Origin of the sequence: Rhodococcus jostii RHA1 (genome assembly GCF_000014565.1) — a bacterium.
Lineage (GTDB): Bacteria > Actinomycetota > Actinomycetes > Mycobacteriales > Mycobacteriaceae > Rhodococcus_F > Rhodococcus_F jostii_A.
Genome location: NC_008269.1, coordinates 486,070 through 507,285, shown reverse-complemented (window position 1 = coordinate 507,285; position 21,216 = coordinate 486,070). Strand labels below are relative to the sequence as shown.

Sequence of the window (21,216 nt, the reverse complement as noted above, 5' to 3'; positions counted from 1 at the left end):
TCTCTTTCTCGATGATTGCTGTACGAGGTGTTCACCGGGTACACCATCGAACGCGTGGTGGGTGTCGGGGGAGGCGCACGGTGTGGCGCGCGAATCAACGCGGTCGCCGGTGCGGATCGCCCTGCAGGTGCTGCACCGTGGACGCCACCGGTGGTCGGTGCGTGCCACCGCGTGACGACCCGTTCGTTCGCTGAATCTGGTGGGCGCACCGCGCCGTTCGATGGCCGAGTCCGGCTGTTCGGATCTCGAGGGGCTCCGGAAGGTCGGGGTGACCGTTCGCGCCGGGACCTGCGCTCCCGGGTGTGAAACCGCAGGTGGCGGGCATCGGCGAGTCACCGACTGGAATATGATTTGGTGTATGAACAAACCGGGGGTGCACGCGATTACCGTCCGCATCCACGGTGTGGACCGGATATTCGACTCTGGCGAGCCGGTCACGATCGGCCGGGCACCCGAGGTCGGCCTGACCGTCGACAGTCCCTGGGTGTCCCGGGTCCACGCGGAGCTGTCGTGGCAGGGCGGCTGGGTGTTCACCGACCGGCGCAGCACCAACGGGGTCTTCATCGACGGTCGGCGTGTCGTTCAACCGGTGCGCGTGGACGAACAGGTTCAGCTGCGTCTCGGGGATCCCGCCACCGGGCCCTTGGTGGTGCTGACCCCTCATCGGTCACGACGTGAGCGTTCACCGACGCCCGCGCACACGCCGACCCCCGTTGTGCACAAGACGGTGATGGCGAGCACCACGCAGCGGCCTCCGGTCCGGCATCGTCCGTCGACGGCGCCGATCAGTGCACCCACCCGTATTCCACCGGCGGGTCTGACCATCGGTCGTACCGGCGAAAATCAGATCGTCGTCGACGATGTACTCGCCTCGCGACGCCACGCCCGGCTCGTCCGAATTGGAGAGGGCCTCGGCATCGAAGATCTCGGCAGCGTCAACGGCACCTTCGTCAACGGTGCCCGAACGCGGAGAACGGTGCTGTGCGAGGGCGACATCGTGACGATCGGCAAGGTCGACCTCGTCGTTGCGGGCGGGAGCGTCCGGCATCGGCAACGTGCCCCCGCGGAGACGGGCCTGAGTCTGCACGGCGTGGAGTTCGTCGTCGAGGGCACCAAACAACTGCTGGTCGACGTCTCGATGGGCGCCGGGCCGGGTTCGTTGACCGCGATGATCGGACCGTCCGGTGCCGGGAAATCGACGCTGGCAAGGGTGATCGCCGGCTCCGCCAGTCCCTCCCGCGGCGCGGTCACCTTCGAAGGCCGTAATCTGCACGCCGAGTACCCGGCGCTGCGCACCCGAATCGGGCTGGTCCCGCAGGAGGACGTGCTGCACCGCCAGCTCACCGTTCGCCAGGCGCTGCGCTACGCGGCCGAGTTGCGGTTACCGCCGGATACGACGGCCGCCGACCGCGACCGGGTGATCGCCGGGGTACTCGCGGAGCTCGCGCTCACCGAGCACGCCGACACCCGGGTCGACCGGCTCTCCGGCGGCCAACGTAAGCGTGCGTCGGTGGCGCTGGAGCTGCTGACCGGCCCGTCGCTGCTGATCCTCGACGAACCGACCTCGGGCCTCGATCCCGCGTTGGACCGGCAGGTGATGGCGATGCTGCGCCAACTCGCCGACGCCGGTCGGGTGGTCGTGGTGGTCACGCACTCGGTCACGCACCTCGACATGTGCGACCAGGTGCTGTTGCTCGCTCCGGGCGGGAAGACCGCCTATTGCGGACACCCCGCCGGAGTCGGAGCCGCACTGGGCAGTTCGGACTGGGCGGAGATCTTCACCAGGGTCAGCGCGGACCCGGACGGCGTGTTCGCCGCATACCGGGCGCGGGAGGCACGGGGGTCGAGGCGGCCCGCCCCTGCGCCGCCCCGAGTCGGACCACCCGGCAGGCCGGCGCACACCAGCACCGGCAGACAGATCTCCACGGTGGCGCGCCGCCAACTTCGGCTGATCCTCGCCGATCGCGGCTATCTCACCTTCTTGGTCGTGCTCCCCTTCGTCCTGGGCGCGCTCTCGCTCGTGGTCCCGGGTGAGGCGGGCTTCGGCATGGCCGGCCCGGGCGCACCGACGGAGCCGGCGCAGGTCATGGTGCTCCTGATTCTCGGCGCCTGTTTCATGGGGTCGGCGCTGTCGGTACGCGACCTCGTCGGCGAACGCACGATCTACCACCGCGAACGTGCAGTCGGGTTGCTGCCGGCCGCGTACCTGTTCGCGAAGAGCATCGTGTTCGGCCTCGCCGCCCTCGTACAATCGATCGTGCTCGTGGGCATCGTGGTGGCAGGTAAGGGGGCACCCGGTTCGGGTGCGGTGATCCCCCCGGGGAGTGTCGAATTGCTGGTCGACATCGCCCTGACGGCGTGCTGCTGTGTGATGGTGGGGCTGCTGCTCTCCGCGCTCGCGAGGTCGAGTGACCAGGTGATGCCGCTGCTGGTCGTGACCGTCATGGCGCAGCTGGTGATGTGCGGTGGGCTGATCCCGGTCACCGACCGAGCCGTGCTCGACCAGCTGTCCTGGTTGTTCCCAGCGAGATGGGGCTTCGCGGCCGGGGCGTCGACGGTCGATCTTCGGGCACACGTCGCGACGGTGCAGCCAGATGAGTTGTGGCAGCACACATCCGAGATATGGTTGCTCGACGTTGCGATTCTGGTCGTCCTCGGCGCGGCGCTTGGGTTCGCGACCCTGCGTCACCTCCGCCTGAAGTCTTAACTTAAGCGATGACAGACCGACACGCACGCCGCCAGAGGCGACGTCACACGCAGCCGCTGAACTGAGCGCATCGGATATGGGCGCTGCGACCTGCGCGTTTATCATTTGTCTCACGGTATGGCCACCGCAATCTGTCTCAGTTTCCTGGCATTTCTTCAGAGGACATCACGATGCGGGCCGTGCCGATGCGTACTGAGCCGAGCGAACGGGACGCCCGCCCGTGATACCCAGACGTCAGGAGTGGTTGGGGCACAGCAGGTCCGGGCTCGCTGCCCATCCGTGCCGCTCGAGCCAGGCCAGGGCCGAAGTCGGTAGATCGTCGGCCTCGGGATCAGCGGGCCGTCGCCGCAGCGGTGGCAGCAGACGGTCAGCACGTCAGCGACGTACACGGCCCCCGGCTATCCCGCCACGCCCTCGGGATTGTTGAGGCCGGTGGAGGGCAGCTCGGTCTGCGAGTTCGACCCCGTCGCCAGCTTCACCACCCGGTGAAGGGCAGCTCGGTCGGGGTGCTCGACCCCGCCGCTAGCTTCAGTACCCGGAGATTGCGCCAGTCGGCGACGTACACGGCCCCCGCGGTGTCCACCGCCACCCCCTCGGGGTAGTGGAGGCCGGTGAAGGGCAGCTCGGTCGGGGTGGTGGACCCCGCGGCCAGCTTCAGCACCCGGTTGTTCCAGTCGGCGGCGTACACGTTTCCCGCGGTGTCCACCGCCACCCCCCAGGGGTAGCTGAGGCCGGTGAACAGCTCGGTCTGTGTGCTCGACCCGGCCGCCAGCTTCAGCACCCGTTGTCCTTCACGGCGGCCTCGAGGGTCGGGTACTTGCCCTGGACGTCGTCGGGGGTGATGAGCTTGTTGCCGACCACGGACCGAATCTCCGCATCGAGCCGGTTGTAGTCCCCGGGCCCCCACGGGCTCAGCGGTGGATGGGGATCGGTGTTCATCACGTCGATGTCCTTGATCTCGACCACGACCATGAACGGTAGGTGGCCCGGGTTCCGGTCCGACCATGCGTTGAGTTCGCGGAGGCATTGCGTGAATTTCACGCACGAGGTCTGCTGATCGACCTGCGGTACGTGAAAGACCTTCATTCCCGGCTCGTTCCAGGCGGGGTCGGCCATCCGGGTCGGCGCTCCGACTTCGGCGAGCATCGGGGCGTCGGCGTAGCGGCCACCCTGCGGGTCGGCATAGACGTCGAAGACCATGTGCCGCACACCGAGGTTGTCGAGCTGCTCGGTCAGGGGCTTGTGCCGGTAGTCGAGCGCAGCGGTGATCTGCGGAAGCGTGTAGCCCGGGAAGCTGGCGGCCACCGAGGGCGGCAGGCCCTGCGGTATCAGCCCGGTGTGGTAGCTGTTGTGGGTGCCCATGGTCTGCATCTGGTTCATCCGCAGGGTGTCATCGAGCGGATAGGGATTGTGTCCGCCGCCGGGCGGAGCGGCGCTGCCCGTCGGAGCGGCGACTCCGGCGAGAAGCGAACACATCGATGCCGCGATGGCAGCCCTGATGGTCCATCTGCGCCTCGACGAAGGACGTGGGAAATGCATGACTCTCCTTTGAGTTGGTTCGAAGACTGTCTGGGTAGGTCGACGGGACACCCGCGGTCTCCCGCCTGCCGGCAGGAACGCGAGATGCTGTGCGGATCTCGGGCGGGAGGTGTGGAGTAGCGCGGACCACGTATGCACCTCGTGCGGTGCCCCTCAAGCCCTGGGCAACGCGCTCGGGACGGTTTCAGCAGTCGGGGACGAGGACGCAGCGGGCACCGGTGAAGATCGTCGGCATGCACTTGTTGCAGGGATGCACAGCGATTTCGTGTAGGCGTCGTCGGCGATCCGGTTGACCAGGTCCGGCTCGCGCAGCAGGGCCCGGGCCATCGCGACGAACTCGAAGCCCTCGGCCATCGCGGTGTCCATGCCGGCCCGGTCGGTGACCCCGCCGAGCAGTACCAGCGGCAGCGTCACCGCCGCGCGGATCTGCCGCGCGTGTTCGAGCATGAACAGGTCCCGGTAGGGGTAGGTGTGGAGCATTCGCTTCCCGACCAGCTGCACCCCCGACCGCACCGGCTGCGGCATCGCCGCGGCGAACTCGCGGATCGGCGCGTCCCCGGTGAACAGGTACATCGGGTTGAGCAGTGAGCTGCCCACCGTCAGCTCCAGGGCGTCGAGGCTGCCGTCGGCCTCGAGCCACCGCGCGACCTGGATGGCCTCGTCGATCCAGAAGCCGCCGGGCACCCCGTCGTCCATGTTCAGCTTGGCCAGGATCGCGATCTTGTCGCCGACGGCGCCGCGCACGGCGCGTGCGGTGTCGAGGACCATGCGGGCCCGATTCGCGAGCGAACCGCCGTAGGAGTCTGTGCGGCGGTTGAGCTTCGGGCTCAGGAACGAGCTCGCGAAGTAGTTGTGCCCGAAGTGGATCTCCACCGCGTCGAATCCGGCCTCGACGGCGAGCCGGGCGGCGGTGCCGTGCGCCCGGGTGATCCGGGCGATGTCGGCGGCGGAGGCGGATCGGATCATCCGCATACTCAACGGGTTGAACGACCGTGACGGTGCCAGTGCCCGATACCCGGTGGACTTCTCGTTCGCGACCGGCCCGGCATGGCCGAGCTGCGCGGACGCCGCCGCTCCCTCGGCGTGGATCGCGTCAGTGAGCCGCCGCAGGCCCGGCAGCGCCTGCGGACGCATCCACAGCTGCCCGTACTCGGTGCGCCCCTCCGGCGCGACCGCACAGTAGGCGACGGTCGTCATGCCCACCCCGCCCGCCGCCGGAGCGCCGATGGAACTCGATCAACTCATCCGTGACCAGGGCGTTCGGCGTCCTTCCCTCGAACGTCGCCGACTTGATGATCCGGTTGCGCAGGGTGATCGGGCCGAGCTGTGCCGGTGCCAGCGCATCGGGGTGGTGCAAGGTCATCTCTGTTCTCCGATTGACGGTGGTGCGGTAAGTCGGGTGCTGGGTATGCCAGTCGAGGCGGGATCGGGCTGGATCCCAACACACCCATGTGTTACAAAATATGAATGCAAGATTTCAAATCTGCGGGTGATTCTAAGCACACTCCGCTGGCCGTCTCAAGAGTCGGCACCGGGAAAACGCCGACCCCGCCGGTGGTCGAGCGGAAGTCGCCGCCGACCGAACGGGTCGTGCAGATCCTCAATCTGCTGGCGGACACGCCGCGCGAACGGCTCACGCTCACCCAGGTCTCGGCCGCTCTCGATCTGAACAAACCCACCTGCCTGGGCATCCTCACCGCGTTGACGGATGCGGAGTTCGTCACGCGAGATGCGGCGAAGTCGTACGGCCTCGGGCCGGCGCTGCTGCGCCTCGGGTCGGCCGCCGAATCCGGGCTCGCCAATCTCGATCTGGTTCGCCCCTTCGTGACCGCGCTGCACGATCGCCTGGGTATCAGCTGTGTCCTCAGCGCCGCGCACGACGGCCACATCGTGATTCTCGACAGGCTCGGCGCCGCGATGGCCGGGGACCGCCGCGACCTCGTCGGCGAGCGATTGCCGCTGGCGCCGCCTCTCGGGCTGGTGAACATCGCGTGGGAGCACGACACGGTGGTCGACGCATGGCTGAGCCGGCCGCCGCTGCTTCCCCTGGTGGCCGGTGACGAGGCGGCAGGTGACGAGTCGGTCCGCGCCATCATCGACGGTGGACGTCGGCGCGGCTACATCATCGAATGCCTACGCACATCCGGTACGTCGACCGTCGTGCTCGCGAGCCTCCTATCCTCGGGATTGCCACAGCGCATCATCGACGAGCTCTGCCGGCATCTCCCGCCGACCGACTGGTCCGAGTATCTGCTCACCGAGCCCATCGATGCCACCGCCACCATCCCGGTCGCCCACATCAGCGCGCCCATCTTCGATCGGCACGGCAGTCAGCAGTACACCCTGACCCTCGTCCCCGAACGCGTAGACGCCACGATGGCCCAGTGCACGCAATGGGCCACCGCCCTCGTCGACTCGGCACAACACGCGAGCATCGCCCTCGGCGGCCGGTAAGCGATCCTTGGGTTCGTGCGGTGATCGCAACACCACTGATCAAAGGGTGTTGCACATGGCGAAATATTCTCATCGGATGGTTCCGGAGATCTTTCAGACGTTCTGGTCGGGGATGGCGGCGGGTGAGTTCATCACGGGCGCGGCCGAGGCGGCCGGCTCGTATCGCAAACAGGGTGCTCGGTGGCTTGCGGCCTGTGGTGGGGTGCGTCCCCGGCGTGGCCGCAACCTGAAGGGCCGGTGTTTGACGTTCGCGGAGCGGGAAGAGATCGCCATCGGCATCGCCGCAGGTCACACGCTTCGTGAGATCGCGAAAGCCCTGAACCGGAGTCCGTCGACGATCTCACGCGAGATCGCCCGCAATCGTGAGCCGTCGGGGCGGTACCGAGCCAGATCGGCGCACGCAGCCGCCTACCATCGGGCCTCGCGGCCCAAGCCGTCCAAGCTCGCCACCAATCCGCCGCTGCGCGAGACGGTCGAGAAATCCCTGACCGAGCGCCATTCACCCGAGCAGATCGCGGGCCGCCTCCGACTCGATTTCCCCGACGATCCACAGATGCGGGTGAGCACCGAGACCATCTACCAATCGCTCTACCAACCCTCGCGCGGCGGACTCGAACACACCCTCACCCGGTCGCTGCGGACCGGACGTGGGCTGCGCCGACCCAGTCGGAAGGCCGGCCAGCGCAAGAATCGGATCCCCGACATGGCCAACATCGCGGACCGCCCCAAAGACGTGAAAGACCGTGTAGTACCGGGACATTGGGAGGGTGATCTCATTATCGGCAAACGGAATCTGAGCGCATCGGCACACTCGTCGAACGTTCCACCGGCACCGTCATGCTCGTTCATCTGCCCGACGGATACAAGCCCGAGCAGACCGCACCCGCGTTGACCGAACAGCTCGAGACGCTGCCCACGAGCCTGCGCCGAACCTTGACGTGGGACCAGGGTTCGGAGATGCGGGACTGGAAGAGCGTCAGCGCGGCCACCGGCATCGACATCTACTTCTGTGATCCACACGCACCCTGGCAGCGCGGGACCAACGAGAATACGAACGGCATTCTCCGTCAGTACTTCCCCAAAGGTTCGGACCTGAGTGTGCACTCGAAAGCAGACCTGGAGTGGGTCTCACGGCAACTCAATGAGCGCCCCCGGAAACGGCTAGAATTTCGCACACCCATCGAAGAGATGGAACGACTGCTGTTGCGATGACCGCCAGAATCCGCCGAACCATGACCGGGACGAACCGTCCGACCGTTGAGCCTTCGACCCGTCCCGTGGGTGATCGCATTCCTCGGCGGAGGCGGAGGCGGATCAGATCGGCACAATCGCTTCGTCGAGAGCTCGAGCCGGTGGAATCTCCAAGACGACGCGTGTCCGGTCGAGGCCGATGGTGGGCCATCGGTACTCGATTTCGAGGGAGGTGCCGGTGGGACGCCCATTGATGACATGGGAGAACTCACGGACGTAGTGTCCTTCCTCCGTGTGCGGATTCTGGCTCGACCTCTCCGTGTAAATGTTCAGGTCGGGCGACACCACCCACGTACTGAACCCACCCTCGGACGTTCCAACCAAAGGCAGATCGGCGGCACCGTAGGTGGTGCGGAACTGGGCGGAGGTGGTGCGGAACTGGGCGGCAAGCTCCGCTGACTTCAATCCCGAAGCGGAGACGGTCAGCGCCATATCCATGACATTCCGATACGCGATGAGGTATCGAAGTCCCACGCGGTAGCCGTTCGAGTCGGATAGCAGGAGCGGTCCGTGCGCGATTGCACCCAGTTCCGGGGAGACGGGGTTGTCGATCCAACTGAACTGCGACATCGTTCGAGTATGAACGGGCAGATCTTTGCTCCGGGTGACAAAGTAGTTCTGTCCCGTGGGTGTGGTCACCTGAGTAGGCCCCAGTTCGGCCACTGATCGTCACGAATTCCGGCCCCGGCTGAGGTGGCCGGTGGTTGCGGACGGGTGGTGCGGCGTGTCGGCACGAATCTTGGCCCCACCCGGGTTCGGATTCTCCTCGTTGGACGTGTTTCAGCGAGGGAGGACCGGTGAAGAGATCGGGTTCGCGGATGGAATTATTCGAGCAGATCCGCCGTGATCGGCGGGATTCGGAATTGTCGATTCGGGAGTTGGCCCAGCGGCACGGGGTGCATCGACGCACGGTGCGGCAGGCGTTGGCCTCGGCGGTGCCACCGCCGCGCAAACCGTATCGCCGCCGGGTCCGGCCGGCGATCGATGACTGGTCCGAGCTGATCGATTCCTGGCTGATTGCCGACCAGCAGGCGCCGCGCAAGCAGCGACATACCGCGCGGAGGGTGTGGCAGCGGTTGGTCACCGAGCACGGGGCGACGATGTCGGAAGCGACGGTGACCCGGTATGTGCGCCGCCGACGCAGCGAGTTGGGGCTGGTCGAGGTCGAGGTGACGGTGCCGCAGACCCACCTGCCGGCCGCGGAGGCGGAGGTTGACTTCGGGGAGGTCTACGCGGTCATCGGCGGGGAGATGACCAAGTGCTGGATGTTCGTGATGCGCCTGTCGCATTCGGGGCGGGCCTGTCACGTGGTGTTCGGCACCCAGGCGCAGGAGGCGTTCTTCGAGGGACACGTGCGGGCCTTCGAGTGGTTCGGCGGTGTGCCGCATCGTATCCGCTACGATAACCTCAAACCTGCTGTGGTGCGGGTGCTTCGGGGTCGTGACCGGGTCGAGTCGGACCGATTCGTCGCCCTGCGCAGCCACTACGGCTTCGATTCGTTCTTCTGTATCCCCGGCCGGGGTGGCGCCCACGAGAAAGGCGGCGTGGAAGGCGAGATCGGCAGATTCCGGCGCCGGCACCTGGTTCCGGTGCCGAAGGTCGCGTCGTTGACCGAACTCAACGAGAAGGTCGCCGCCGCGGACCTGATCGACGACACCCGGGTCATCGGGGGCCGACCGATCACGGTGGCCGCCGCGTTCGCCGACGAGCAACCCGCGTTGCTCCCGCTGCCTGCTGAGCCGTTCGACTGCGCGCGACTGTTGTATGCGCGGGTCGACACCCATGCGCGGGTGTCGGTGCGGCAGAACTTCTACTCCGTGCCCGCCCGCTACGCGGGCCGGCGGTTGCCGGTGCGGCTGAGCGCGGGCCGGGTCGAGGTGCTCGACGGGTCTCGGATGGTCGCGGTTCACGACCGGGCCTTCGGCCGGTTCACCGAGGTCCTCACCCTCGATCACTACCTCGAGGTGTTGATCCGCAAACCAGGCGCCCTTCCCGGGGCGACCGCGTTGGCGCAGGCCAAGGCGGTCGGGGCGTTCACCGTCAGCCACCAGCGGTACTGGGACAGCGCCCGCAACCTGCTCGGTGACCGCGCCGGCACCCGCGCCCTGATCGACGTGCTGCTCGCGCACCGCGGCCTGGCCCCCGAAGTACTGCGCCAGGCCCTGGACCGGTCCATCGAGACCGGGTGCATCGATCCCCAACTCGTCCTCATCGATGCCCGCCGACTGGCCCGCACCGATTCCACCCCCGCGGTCCCGATCGGAGTGCTCACCCGTTACGACCGTCCCGTTCCGTCGTTGACCGCCTACGACACCCTGCTCACCGGAAGCTGAGGTCTCACATGGTCTCCTCCGATGCCGCAGCCCAGGCCGCGATCGGCGCGGCTACCCGCGAACTGCATCTGCCGACCATCCGGACCGAAGCGGTCCGGATCGCCGAAATCGCTGTCCGAGAACAACAATCACATCTGGCGTTTCTCGCCGAAGTACTCGCCGCCGAGGTCGACGACCGCACCGAACGACGCCGGACGCGTCGACTCAACGACGCCAAGTTCCCCCGCATCAAACGGCTCGCCGACTTCGACGTCGATGCCGTGCCGGGCATCTCTGCGGGCACGCTCGGGCATCTCGCGGCCGGCGGCTACCTCGACGCCGGCGAACCGGTGGTGCTGCTCGGGGATTCCGGCACCGGCAAATCACACCTGCTGATCGGGCTCGGCCTGGCAGCCTGTGAACAAGGCCGCCGAGTCCGCTACATCACCTGCGCCCAACTGGTCAACGAACTCGTCGAGGCCGCCGACGAACGGATCCTCTCCCGCGTCGTCGCCCGCTACGGGCGCCTGGATCTGCTGCTGCTCGACGAACTCGGCTACGTCCAAATCGATCCCCGCGGAGCGGAAATGCTGTTCCAGATCATCACCGAACGGGAGGAACGAGCGAGTATTGGGATCGCATCGAATTTGCCGTTTTCGGAGTGGGGCACCGTCTTTCCCGATCCACGACTGGTCGCCGCGATCGTCGATCGCATCACCTTCAACGCGCACATCCTCGAAACCGGCACCCAATCCTATCGACTGCGCACCAGCAAGACCCACCACCGAAAACGCGCCTGACCCCACCAGTGGGGCCGCAATTCATGCCGATCAACGGGGCCAGACCACTTGACGAAACTCAGTCCCGCTAGCGAAGACCCACGCGGTCAGGGATCCGCCAACGGCAGTGCACTAGTAGTACTTTGTTAGGTTGGGAAGGTGTGGTCACAGAGTGGGCAGGTACCGATCCAACGGGCAAGTGCGCGTTGGAGTTCGCGGAGAACGGCGTAGAGGCTCAGTCCTGCCCAGCTGCTTTTGGGTCGGTGAGTCGGAGGGTGGTGAGGAATAGGTGAGCGGCGGTGACCAGGGTGGCGTGGTGATGCCAGCCCAGCCAGGAACGACCCTCGAAATGATCCAGTCCGAGACCGGTTTTCAGCTCCCGGTAATCGTGCTCGACGCGCCAGCGGAGTTTCGCCAGGCGCACGAGTTCTTTCAGTGGGGTGTCGGCGGGCAGGGTGGAGAGCCAGTAGTCGGTCGGTTCGTCGGCGCCGGCGGGCCACTCGGCGAGCAACCAGAGCTCGGGCAGGGTGCCGTCGTCGGCGCGGGGAATGTCGCGGTTCGCCGGGCGGAGGCGCAGTGCGGCGAACCGCGAGCGCATCGCCGCGGTCGGATTGGTCGGGTCGGCCTTGCCGCCGCGGCGCCAGGTCACCGTCCGCAGGGCCTTCCGTCCGGCGGCCAGGACCAGGTCCTTGCAGCTGGCGGCCGGTCCCGGGTAGCGCGGGGCCGGTTGCCGTCCGCGCCCGCTGTAGGGAGGTGTCTCGGGGACCGCGTCGCCGGGAAAGGCGCTGGTGGACCCCTTGACGGCGACGACGTAGTCGATGCCCCGCTCGGTCAGCGAGAGCCGGAAGGCGGTGGCGTCGCCGTAGCCGGCGTCCGCCACCGTGGTCGGCGGAATCCGGCCCCACTCGATCAGCTCGTCGATCATCTCGATCGCCATCTCCCACTTGGTGCGGTGCTGCTCCGCGTCGGGGATCGCGGACCGCTTCCTGCGGGCGGCGATCTCCGCGACCGCATCGGGATCGGTGGTGGACCGATCGTCCCAGCTCTGCGGCAGGAACAGTCGCCAGTCCAACGGGGCCGACGCGGCATCGGTGGCCGCGTGCACGCTGACCGCGATCTGGCAGTTGCCGACCTTGCCGAGGGTGCCCGAGTACTGCCGGGCCACACCCGGCGAGCGGTCGCCGTCCTTGACGAACCCGGTGTCGTCGATGACCCACGCATCCGGGGCGATCAGATCGCACGCTTTGCGGGAGAGGGTTTTCCGTACCGGAACCACGTCCCACGGCGAGGTCGTCACGAACTGCTGCAACTGTTGATGGTCGACCTGCAACCGCTGCGCCATCGGCTGCATCGACTTCCGCCGGCCGTCGAGCATCAACCCCCGCGCATACAGCCCCGCCTTCTCCCGTTGATCCTTCCGTGCCAGCGACGAGAACACCTCACCGACAAACGTATCCAACTGTTCCCCGACCCGGGCGAGAGCGGCTGTATCCATGCCCGCATGCTCTCGAGAAAACCACGAAAACTCGAGCCGACACGCCGAGCTAACAAAGTACTACTAGGGCACTAGCTCATCGGGAGCGGGTCTAATAGCCCTCGTCGTGTTATCTGACCGTTGAGTCCCAAGCACCACGCCGCCGGCGTTGCGCGTTCAAGAGATGGGAATCAGCGATGTACATCGGGTATGCACGAGTGTCCACCGATCAGCAAGACCTGACCGCACAGCAGCACGCACTGCTCAAGCTCGGCGTCTCACCGGAAAGGATCTACGTCGATCACGGCTTGACCGGAACCATTCGTCAGCGGCCCGGTCTGCAGAACGCCCTTGCAGCGTGCCGAAACACCGACACTCTCGTGGTGACCAAGTTGGATCGCCTGGCTCGTTCGTTGCCCGACGCCCGGGACATCGTCGACGAGCTCACGTCCCGGAACGCGTGCCTACAGATCGGAGCCTCGTTGCACGATCCGACCGACCCGGTCGGCCGCCTGTTGTTCAACGTCCTGGCGATGGTCGCCGAGTTCGAGGGCGACCTGATTCGGGCACGAACGAGGGAGGGGATGCGGATCGCGAAGGCGAAGGGACACCTGAAGGGCAAGAAGCCGAAGCTCAACCCACGCCAGGAACGGCACCTGGTCGAGCTTCACACGTCAGGCGAGTACTCGACCGCTGAACTGGCGGATTTGTTCTCGGTGGGCCGGTCGACGGTGTACCGGGCGATTAAACGCGCCCGCCGACCTCAACACGACGGTTACTCAGTTTCCAGTACCTAGCGCTTTCAGTCCTTTCGAACGTTCGCCGGGCCGGCCGCACCGGCGGACGTTCGGCTATCGGACGTGCCGATACCTGTCGGCTCTTAGACTGTGGCGATGGGGGCGCGCACCGAGATCGATCCCGCTGGAGTGGCATGAGCTGGTTGATGCGTGAGGATCAGCGAATGGTGGAAAAACTTCTTCTGCAGGGCGTTATCACCCTCGCCGAGGCGCGTCGGCTTCGAACACCATCTGCTCAGGATCCGTTTCTCCGGGACGCCGTCGACAACCTCCTGATGGATCTGTCCGGCTACCCACTCAGAGAAGGCGGGCCACGATCCGGGTTGGACCAACTCGAGTACTTCAGCAAAGCCATCGCACGGGAGCAAACCGAGTTCGCCCATGGTCTCGATACCCGAGTCGGTCGAATCGTTCTCGAGGCGACGTCGGGTCTTACCCATGAGAACCGTGCCGAACGTCGATGGGCGATTCTCGATCCTCTCGGGGCGCCGCGGATGGACCGGCGGGAGGCCGGCATGAACGTCTGGGTGCGGCTCCTGTCTTCCCGTGTGACGGACGGCCTGCTTCACCCGGCTCTTTGTGCTGGGCAGATTGCGGGCGTGGGCCCGCTGCCTGCGGATGATGCGTACAACTCGCGGGAGGTGCAGATCAACCGCGCTGCTCCGGGTTTGTACAAGACGTGGGTGTCCGATCCCGGCACCCGTGACAGCCAGGAACACTGCATGCGGGATCTGTTCGAGTCAGTCAGTTGGGATCGTTCGTTGTCCTGAGTGCCCGCGATCCCTTTCACCGATCGAGGATCCGTCACCGGTCAGTATTGGCGGACGAGTTCGGGGTGGCGGGCACGGAGATAGAGTCCGCCGAACGTCGGACATTCGTCGGCGATCCACGTCCACGCTCGCTGGTCCCACTCGGCCAACTCGCTGAGGGCGTCCGCCACCGTGGTCGTCCCGTTCGAGCTCTTGCGTAGTACGACGGTGGGGTCGTCCCAGTCGATCGCGGCGGCCCTCGTGTCGAGGGGACTGTGTCGGGCGATGATGTCGGCGTCGATCGTCTCGGAGAACCGTCCGTGCTGGATCGCGCGTTGAAAGTCGTTGTGGACGGCAGTGGCGATGTCCAGCGACGCGACGAGCCAGGTGCGCGGCGCCGCGGTCGAGGCCACCAGTACGGCGGCAACGGGTATCGGGTCGCGCCCAGTTGATGAGCAGACGCCCCCGAGCACCACGGCGGTGTCGTCGTCCTCGACCACCGCAACGGGAGCACCGTCCACGCCCAGGCTGTAGCTCCCACTCCGGTAAGTGAATGCGGGATCGCCGCTGTGCGAGAGCAGTTGGTCGAGTAGTCGCCCGGTGGATCGCCGTGCGATCGTCCATCGATCCTGGCGGGCGATGCCGTCCACAAGCTGGCTGACGGCACCGATGACGTGTTGGCGTCGTGGATCGGCGAGTCGATTCCTCATGGGCGCATCACCGCCAGCTCCATGAGGACCCCGGTCTCGATGCATCCGGTGGTGTCGAGGTTGTTGGCGAACCACTTGGGACTCGCGTGGATGCGCCGCAGCAGCCTCGCGTCGGGGATCGGTTGCCACTGGCAGGCGGTCTGCTGGTATTCGGCGATTTCCAACTGTAGGTCCACAACGAGTCCCGTCGTGGGGTGTATTCCATCGGGCACGGTCGGCCCGTGACGGGTGCCGGAGAAGTAGCCGAACACGGCGTCTACCTGCGGTGCGTCGGTGGTTGGCCAGTAGGCCTCGATCCCGCCGGCAGTGATGAGGTGGGTCCGTCGGCTCCAGCGGGCATCGTCAGGCAGGGACCTCCCTCGTTCGGATGCCGACTCGATGAAGGTCAATGCACACGTGTCGTATCCGACTACGGGAGGGATACCGCAGCATTCGATCTCCCAGTTCTCCACGAACACGGAGATGAGGTCGACGCGTGTGGGGACTGGGGTCGGTTCGGTGAACCTGTGCATGTCAGGCCCCGAGTACTCGGGAACCGCGGCACGAACGCCGCGGACTCGGGGTCACCTCCGACCACTATCACGGACCAACAGGCATCCGGTCAAGGATCGGCAACCGGTGTCGGAGCCGCCACCGCGTGCTCAGGATCGGAGGGACCACGGCCGCCAGCGCCCATCTGTCGGCGGCTGCACCGGTCTGGCACGCAGCTCAGCGGCCTGTGCCGCGGACAGTCTCGTCTTGTGCCGCTCCGAACCCAGCCTTCGCCGTCCCAGGAATGCTCAAGGATCGGCCGGAATCTACCGGTGATCCGTTCGGACAGCTGCCCGGCAGTCAGCGCCTCGGAATACTCGGCCAACTCCCGCAAGACGTCCTCCGCGGACTCATCACACGCGTCACACCCGCACGCGGGAAGCGCGATGTGCGCCCATGCGCCCGCGTCGAGATACAGACCAGGAAACGAAGTGAAGGTGATCGCCAACGGCGCCTGGTCTACGCGAATAGGAGTGATCTCCACCAACTCCACCAACTCGACTGTCGCCGACTCCGACGGCGGCGCGGGACCACGGGCGACACTGACATCGAACCGGCGCTCCAGGTCGGCGATCAGATCCTCGGCAGCCGGAAGCAGCGGGGCGAACCGTTCCGGGTTCGTCACCCGCCCGTATGCCTCTGCCGGTGGATCTTCCACCACCGCTCCGTTCCTGTGCCGATTGCGGCATTCGCTGCCAGTAGGTCCATCGTCCTCGGCAACTCAGATCAGCGGCAACGCAATTACCTGGCACAGATCGAGTAGGAACCCTTAGGCGTCGGAACCCGGCGTCTCAGGGGAACCGTCACCGACGCGTTCCGGAAGTGGATCTTTGTCCGGGCGGATTCTTGGAGCCCGACCCCGAGCTCCCGGCGGACCACTGGGTCGGTGAACCCCCTGTCGCCTGCAGGTGCGGAGCCCGGTTTGGGTTCGGTGTCAATGGTGGGAGTGGAGATGTCCGTCAGTCGGGCGGGGGCAGCAACTGTGCGGCCATGCCGCGATAGATGAACTCGGCGTACTGTTCCACGCTCCAATGTCGGGCGAGGACGAGTAGCTCGTAGATTTCGGGCGCGGTGTAGGTGAACAGCACGTCGCGGGCATGTTCGAGCGAGATCGTCGGCGGCAGGTGGCTGCGGAGACGTCGCGCGTTGTGCGTCATCCGGGCGAGGCGTTGGGTATTGATGTCGTCGAGCAGTGAGGCCATATCCGGATCGGTCGCTGCGGCGGCGCGGACGAGCCCGATGATCGGCGTCACCGCAGGTGCAACCTCGGTGGCCAGGGTTGCCCAATTCCGAAGCACGACCTCGGGGTCGGGCTCGGAGGCCGACATATGGTCGGAACGCTGCGGAGCCGGCACGGGGCCGGTCCCGGTCAGTGCCGCGGCCTGGATCTCGCGGATCAGGCCGGGTTTGCCACCGAACGTCTTGTAGATCGTCTCGACCGAGACGTCCGCTGCGGTGGCGATCGCCGCCACGGTCGTGGCGGCGTAGCCATCACGCAGAAACATCTCCCGCGCGACGTCGAGCACCTTCTGCTGGCGCATCCGCGCCCGGCTGCGTCGGAGGCTGGCGTCGTAGCGTCGCGGAGTCTTGACTGGGTCGGTCATCGGGGCGGATACTCCTCATATTGGATACACCACACTGTATCTAAAATTTGACGGAGTGCGAGATGCCGACACCTGAGCCCGACCCCACCCTGGCGATGCTCCGCCGACTCGAAAACGCGGTCAACGCACATGATCTCGACGCAGTAGTGGACTGCTTCGCGTCGGACTATCTCAACGAGACGCCGGCGCATCCGGCGCGCGGATTCACCGGCAGCGAGCAGGTGCGACGCAACTGGACGGAAATTTTCGGCGGCGTGCCCGATTTACGGGCCAGGGTGCTGCGCTGGGCGGTCGACGGCGACACCATCTGGGGTGAGTGGGAGATGGTCGGCACCCGCCGCGATGGGCACCCGCATCTGATGCGCGGAGTGATCGTGTTCGGTGTCGACGACGGTCGCGCGAAATGGAGTCGCTTTTACCTCGAACCGGTCGATGACTCGCCCGTCGGAGTCGAGCCCACCGTCCACGCGCAAGTCGGTGCCCGATGATCATCCTCGTCGCCGGGGGCACCGGCCGCCTCGGCTCGCTGGTCGTGCACCGGCTCGCCGCGCGCGGACACCAGGTCCGCGTTCTGACCCGCGATCCCGCAAGCGCCGCAGCGACCGGCCTCGCCGCCGAACGTGTACAGACCGTGACCGGTGACGTCCGTGATGCGCCATCACTGCGGCCGGCTGTTGACGGGGTGGACCTCGTCATCTCGGCGGTGCACGGACTGATCGGCCCGGGCCGGGTGAACCCGGCGGCGGTGGACCGCGACGGCATCATCAACCTTGTCGACGCCGCACGCGCCGCAGGTGCCGAGTTTGTTCTCGTCTCCGCAATCGGCACGACTGCCAACCATCCGATCGGCTTGTTCCGGATGAAGGCGGTCGCCGAGCACTACCTGCAAACCAGTGGCGTCCCGTGGACGATCGTCCGGTCGACCGCATTCGCCGAGCTGTACCTCGACCTTCTCGCGCAGTCCGCCGGTCGATCCGGCCGGCCGGTCCTCTTCGGTCGCGGCGATAATCCGATCAACTTCGTTGCCATTGACGATGTCGCCGCGCTGATCGAACTGGTCGCACTCGACGCCAGCACCCGTGGCCAACTGTTCGAGATCGGCGGGCCCCGAAACCTCACATTCGGCGAACTTACGAAAATCCTCGGAAATCGGATCGGCGACAATGCTGTCCGCGCCCGGCATGTTCCCCGACTCGTGTTGCGCGCGCTCGCTGCGACCGGTCACCTCTGGCCGACCGCACAGGCGCGACTCGCCGAACTCGCCCTCTACATGGACACGGCCGACATGACATTCGACTCGTCACCGCTGCACGACCGATACCCGCAACTCCCGGCCACAAACATCGCAGCAGCACTCAGCCCGTAGCCCCCACCGCGGAGCCAGCCGAATTTGCCAACCAGAGACAAACACCCCTCGCAATCGACAACAACGCCCTCCCTCAGGCGAACGTGTGGACTGGCGGGCGTTCCGGAAGCAGAACCGCTTGCGGCATCGCTCCGCCGAGCGAGCCGGCTCAATCGGCAAGCCCGAGAAATACCACAAGTGCGCGGTCCAGCCGAACCAGATCGGCATCGGCGAGTTGGCCGAGGCGGTCGCGTACATTTGCCCGCGGCATCGTCGTGACCTTGTCGACCATGATTTGACTTGGCTTTTCGATTCCGGTGGTGTCGGTCGGCTGCACGGCGATCCGGACAAGTGGCGCCTCGACGGGATTGGTCGTCAACGGGCACACCGTTACCGAAGCGGTCGAGTCGAACCGATTGTCCTGGACGATGACCACGGGTCTCGGCTTGCCGGTGTAGGCGCCACGCGCAGCAGCGATGTAGATGTCGCCCCGCCTCACTCGCCGGGCTCCGCCTCATCCCAATCGACTGAGATGGCATCAACGAATGCCTGGTCATCGGCTTCATGCTCGCTCGCCGCGACGGCAGCCGACTGGCGGTGAGCTTCCGCGACAAACTCCGGAGCCCGTACGTCGGGCACCCAGATCTGAACAGGCCGCAGGCCCTGCTCGCGCAACCGCCGGCGATGCTCGCGTACCCGCTCTCGTGTGCTCGCCATCCGCCAATGTTACATGTAACGGGTTCAGTCGACAACAGACGTGCGTCCGCTGGCCGATCGTCATCCGGGTGTTAGTCGTGTCGCTCGGTGAGGAAGTATCCGAGGGCGAGGACGGGCAGGACGGCCCCGGTCAGTGCGGCGGCTGTCCATCCGTGGTGGGCGTAGACGAATCCGCCGAGTGCTGAGCCGACTCCGCCCCCGACGAAGAATATGGCCATGTAGAGGCCGTTGAGGCGGGCACGTAGTTGGGGTCCGAGGCTGTAGATGGCGCGTTGTCCGAGCACTACATTGGTCATGACGCCGAAGTCGAGCAGAATTGCCGCACCGACGAGGATTGAGAGCCCGAGGGCGGATCCGGCGGGGGCGAGGGCCGCGGCCAGCAGTGCAATCAGGACGCAGCCGATGGCGATCCGCGTCCATGATCGGGTTCGGTGGCGGTCGGCCATTCTGCCGGCGATCGGTGATGCGATGGCTCCGGCGGCTCCGACGAGGGCGAACAGTGCGACTCCGCTCTGGGACATTCCGAACGCGTCGCTGGTCAGCAGCAGCGGAACGGCGGTCCAGAAGAGGCTGAACGCCCCGAACAGGCAGGCGTGGTAGAGCGCGCGGCGGCGCAGGACCGGGATGTCGCGCACGAGGCGAGGTAGGGATGCCAGCAGTGCGCGGTAGCCCGCGGTGTGTTCGGGGCGCCGGGCGGGCATCGTGAATCGGATCGCGGCGCCGATCATCACGACGAGGAGGGCGGACAGGACGTAGATGGCCCGCCAGGACCACACGCTGGTAATGAGGCTCGCGGCAGGGCGGGCCAGCATGATTCCGATGGTGAGGCCGCCCATGACCGTGCCGATGATCCGGCCGCGCTGGTGTTCGGGGGCATAGTGCGAGGTGAAGGGAACCAACACCTGGACTGCGACCGCGGCGAGCCCGATGAGTGCGGAGATCACCAGGAAGGCAATCGGCGCCGTGACGAGGGCCGCTGCGATGAGGACCACCGTTTCGGCGGCCAGCAGGACCGTTACCAGGGTGCGGTTCTCGTAGAGATCACCGAGGGGTACGACGAGGAGAAGTCCTACGCCGTAGCCGATCTGGGTGAGGGTGACGATCAGCCCCGCTGACTGGGCAGGTAGGCCCAGAGATGCGCTGATCTCGCCGATCAAAGGCTGTGAGTAGTAGAGATTGGCGACCACCACTGCGCAGGCGGTTGCGATCAGCAGCACGAGCCAGGTCGGCATGGCCGTACGGGTCTCGGTGGCCGGGGTGGTATCGGCTCGGGACATCGAGATTCCTCTCGGCAGCGACAAGTGTGCACGCCGTCGGACAGTTATTCACGGTGTGGTGCGCGCACTACGCATCTAGAAGGCACTCAGGTCGGTGCAGGTGACTCACCGGCAGGCAGCGCGATCGGCGGAGGTCGCCGGGGGTGGGGGACAGGCTCTTGGTGGGGTTACCTGAACATAGGCAGATGGGTGCGGCCCTGGCCGCTTCCGTTGGCCGTTCGCATCGCGTCGAGCAGCGATTTGACGTCGGCGGTGTGGGTCGCGGTGTCGAAGACGAACCAGACGCCGCGGGCGGGTACCGTGCCCGGGTTGTAGAACAGGTGTGGTCGGCTCGAGTCGAAGCAGAACGAGTCGCCGGGGCCCAGATCGTGTTCGTCGAAGTCGAGCCGGAGCCGCAGCGTGCCTTCGAGGATGTACGCGAACTCGGCTCCGTCGTGGCGCATCTGTTTGCCGTCGACCGAGCTGGAGGCACCGACCTCGTAGGTGACGTAGAGCGGTTCGATCTCGGTACGACCGCCGGTGGCCAGCCGCTGCCAGGTGACCCCGTTTTCCATCTCGAGGACGGGATTGTCTGCGGCGCGTTGGATACCGGCCGCGGCGTCGCGGTCCGCGGGGAGCTCGATGTCGAGTCCGCTGCGACCGGAAAGGATTTTGTCGAGGGAGACCTCGAGCACGGTCGCGAGACCGAAGAGCGTTTTCACCGACGGCTGGGTTTTTCCGTTCTCCACCTGCGAGAGCAGGCTGGTGGAGATGCCGAGCTGATCGGCGACCTGGCGCAGTGACAGTTTCTTGTCCAGGCGGGCCCGCTTCAAGGCCACGCCGATTTCCTCTTCCACCACTGTGCCCCGTTCTGTGTGTCTGACGCTCGATATCCACTCTGGCTTAACTCCGGCGGTGGTGCAACACCGCAGTTCATCGCCCGATGTTGACATTCACACTACACGACTTGCATGATTGGAGTCACAGATTT

General features: G+C 66.2%; 19 protein-coding genes and 3 pseudogenes. 9 read left to right on the top strand and 13 right to left on the bottom strand.

Going from position 1 to position 21,216, the window contains the following annotated elements:
- Positions 1-358 precede the first annotated feature (358 nt).
- Positions 359-2,707 carry an FHA domain-containing protein gene (locus RHA1_RS38105; protein ID WP_007297810.1) on the top strand — a complete coding sequence of 783 codons (2,349 nt, stop codon included), beginning with the start codon at positions 359-361 and terminating at the stop codon, positions 2,705-2,707.
- 475 nt (positions 2,708-3,182) lie between these two features.
- Here RHA1_RS38105 and RHA1_RS52540 read toward each other — a convergent pair.
- From RHA1_RS52540 to RHA1_RS38090, 3 genes and pseudogenes are all read right to left on the bottom strand, one after another.
- Positions 3,183-3,491: pseudogene (locus RHA1_RS52540) on the bottom strand (NHL repeat-containing protein); the annotation flags it as partial.
- The gene (locus RHA1_RS52535; RefSeq protein WP_007297812.1) at positions 3,482-4,183 is read right to left on the bottom strand and encodes a Ca2+-dependent phosphoinositide-specific phospholipase C; all 702 of its coding nucleotides are present in this window, start codon (positions 4,181-4,183) and stop codon (positions 3,482-3,484) included. The gene RHA1_RS52535 and the pseudogene RHA1_RS52540, both read right to left, overlap by 10 nt.
- A 247-nt stretch (positions 4,184-4,430) precedes the next feature.
- A pseudogene (locus RHA1_RS38090) lies at positions 4,431-5,609 on the bottom strand (NADH:flavin oxidoreductase).
- Between the two features lie 104 nt (positions 5,610-5,713).
- Between RHA1_RS38090 and RHA1_RS38085 the strand changes: the two are divergent.
- Complete coding sequence (locus tag RHA1_RS38085) at positions 5,714-6,700, top strand: IclR family transcriptional regulator (RefSeq protein WP_011599318.1); 987 nt, start codon at positions 5,714-5,716, stop codon at positions 6,698-6,700.
- 65 nt (positions 6,701-6,765) lie between these two features.
- Positions 6,766-7,912, top strand: a pseudogene (locus RHA1_RS38080) (IS30 family transposase).
- A 102-nt stretch (positions 7,913-8,014) separates the two neighbouring features.
- On the opposite strand, the gene RHA1_RS38075 reads toward RHA1_RS38080, so the two are convergent.
- Complete coding sequence (locus RHA1_RS38075; RefSeq protein ID WP_007297898.1) at positions 8,015-8,521, bottom strand: hypothetical protein; 507 nt, start codon at positions 8,519-8,521, stop codon at positions 8,015-8,017.
- Positions 8,522-8,769: 248 nt separating this feature from the next.
- Between RHA1_RS38075 and istA the strand changes: the two genes are divergently transcribed.
- Together istA and istB are read left to right on the top strand one after the other, a co-directional pair.
- Positions 8,770-10,284 carry an IS21 family transposase gene (gene istA / locus RHA1_RS38070; RefSeq protein WP_011599314.1) on the top strand — a complete coding sequence of 505 codons (1,515 nt, stop codon included), beginning with the start codon at positions 8,770-8,772 and terminating at the stop codon, positions 10,282-10,284.
- Between the two features lie 8 nt (positions 10,285-10,292).
- Positions 10,293-11,063, top strand: a complete 771-nt coding sequence (istB, locus tag RHA1_RS38065) for an IS21-like element helper ATPase IstB (RefSeq protein WP_011599313.1) — start codon at positions 10,293-10,295, stop codon at positions 11,061-11,063.
- Between the two features lie 214 nt (positions 11,064-11,277).
- On the opposite strand, the gene RHA1_RS38060 is transcribed toward istB, so the two are convergent.
- Positions 11,278-12,537, bottom strand: coding sequence for an IS701 family transposase (locus RHA1_RS38060; RefSeq protein ID WP_011595195.1), 1,260 nt, complete (start codon positions 12,535-12,537; stop codon positions 11,278-11,280).
- A 176-nt stretch (positions 12,538-12,713) separates the two neighbouring features.
- Here RHA1_RS38060 and RHA1_RS38055 point away from each other — a divergent pair, with 176 nt between their 5' ends.
- Together RHA1_RS38055 and RHA1_RS38050 are read left to right on the top strand one after the other, a co-directional pair.
- On the top strand, positions 12,714-13,313 hold the full coding sequence (locus RHA1_RS38055) for a recombinase family protein (RefSeq protein ID WP_007299270.1): 600 nt from the start codon (positions 12,714-12,716) through the stop codon (positions 13,311-13,313).
- Positions 13,314-13,636: 323 nt separating this feature from the next.
- A complete protein-coding gene (locus RHA1_RS38050) occupies positions 13,637-14,083 on the top strand; it encodes a hypothetical protein (RefSeq protein WP_237727057.1) in 447 nt (148 codons plus the stop codon).
- 41 nt (positions 14,084-14,124) lie between these two features.
- On the opposite strand, the gene RHA1_RS38045 is transcribed toward RHA1_RS38050, so the two are convergent.
- The 4 genes from RHA1_RS38045 to RHA1_RS38030 all read right to left on the bottom strand — a co-directional run bounded on the left by RHA1_RS38045 (position 14,125) and on the right by RHA1_RS38030 (position 16,907).
- Positions 14,125-14,772, bottom strand: coding sequence for a hypothetical protein (locus RHA1_RS38045; protein ID WP_007299268.1), 648 nt, complete (start codon positions 14,770-14,772; stop codon positions 14,125-14,127).
- A complete protein-coding gene (locus RHA1_RS38040) occupies positions 14,769-15,284 on the bottom strand; it encodes a DUF6578 domain-containing protein (protein ID WP_007299267.1) in 516 nt (171 codons plus the stop codon). Before RHA1_RS38040 ends, RHA1_RS38045 begins: the two co-directional genes overlap by 4 nt.
- An 89-nt stretch (positions 15,285-15,373) precedes the next feature.
- Positions 15,374-15,928 (bottom strand): DUF6226 family protein, encoded by a 555-nt coding sequence (locus RHA1_RS53765; protein WP_050787565.1) that lies wholly within the window; start codon positions 15,926-15,928, stop codon positions 15,374-15,376.
- A 334-nt stretch (positions 15,929-16,262) separates the two neighbouring features.
- Complete coding sequence (locus tag RHA1_RS38030) at positions 16,263-16,907, bottom strand: TetR/AcrR family transcriptional regulator (RefSeq protein WP_011599311.1); 645 nt, start codon at positions 16,905-16,907, stop codon at positions 16,263-16,265.
- Between the two features lie 62 nt (positions 16,908-16,969).
- Between RHA1_RS38030 and RHA1_RS38025 the strand changes: the two genes are divergently transcribed.
- On the top strand, positions 16,970-17,395 hold the full coding sequence (locus tag RHA1_RS38025; RefSeq protein ID WP_011599310.1) for a nuclear transport factor 2 family protein: 426 nt from the start codon (positions 16,970-16,972) through the stop codon (positions 17,393-17,395).
- Positions 17,392-18,273, top strand: a complete 882-nt coding sequence (locus RHA1_RS38020; protein WP_011599309.1) for an SDR family oxidoreductase — start codon at positions 17,392-17,394, stop codon at positions 18,271-18,273. Before RHA1_RS38025 ends, RHA1_RS38020 begins: the two co-directional genes overlap by 4 nt.
- A 148-nt stretch (positions 18,274-18,421) precedes the next feature.
- On the opposite strand, the gene RHA1_RS38015 is transcribed toward RHA1_RS38020, so the two are convergent.
- From RHA1_RS38015 to RHA1_RS38000, 4 genes are all read right to left on the bottom strand, one after another.
- Entirely contained in the window at positions 18,422-18,751 is a 330-nt protein-coding gene (locus RHA1_RS38015) for a type II toxin-antitoxin system PemK/MazF family toxin (protein ID WP_007296670.1), read from the bottom strand.
- The gene (locus RHA1_RS38010) at positions 18,748-18,969 is read right to left on the bottom strand and encodes an antitoxin MazE family protein (RefSeq protein WP_011599308.1); all 222 of its coding nucleotides are present in this window, start codon (positions 18,967-18,969) and stop codon (positions 18,748-18,750) included. The genes RHA1_RS38015 and RHA1_RS38010 overlap by 4 nt, the downstream gene beginning before the upstream one ends.
- Before the next feature lie 71 nt (positions 18,970-19,040).
- Entirely contained in the window at positions 19,041-20,246 is a 1,206-nt protein-coding gene (locus tag RHA1_RS38005) for an MFS transporter (RefSeq protein ID WP_007296672.1), read from the bottom strand.
- Positions 20,247-20,413: 167 nt separating this feature from the next.
- The gene (locus RHA1_RS38000; protein ID WP_007296673.1) at positions 20,414-21,064 is read right to left on the bottom strand and encodes a helix-turn-helix domain-containing protein; all 651 of its coding nucleotides are present in this window, start codon (positions 21,062-21,064) and stop codon (positions 20,414-20,416) included.
- Positions 21,065-21,216: the final 152 nt, after the last annotated feature.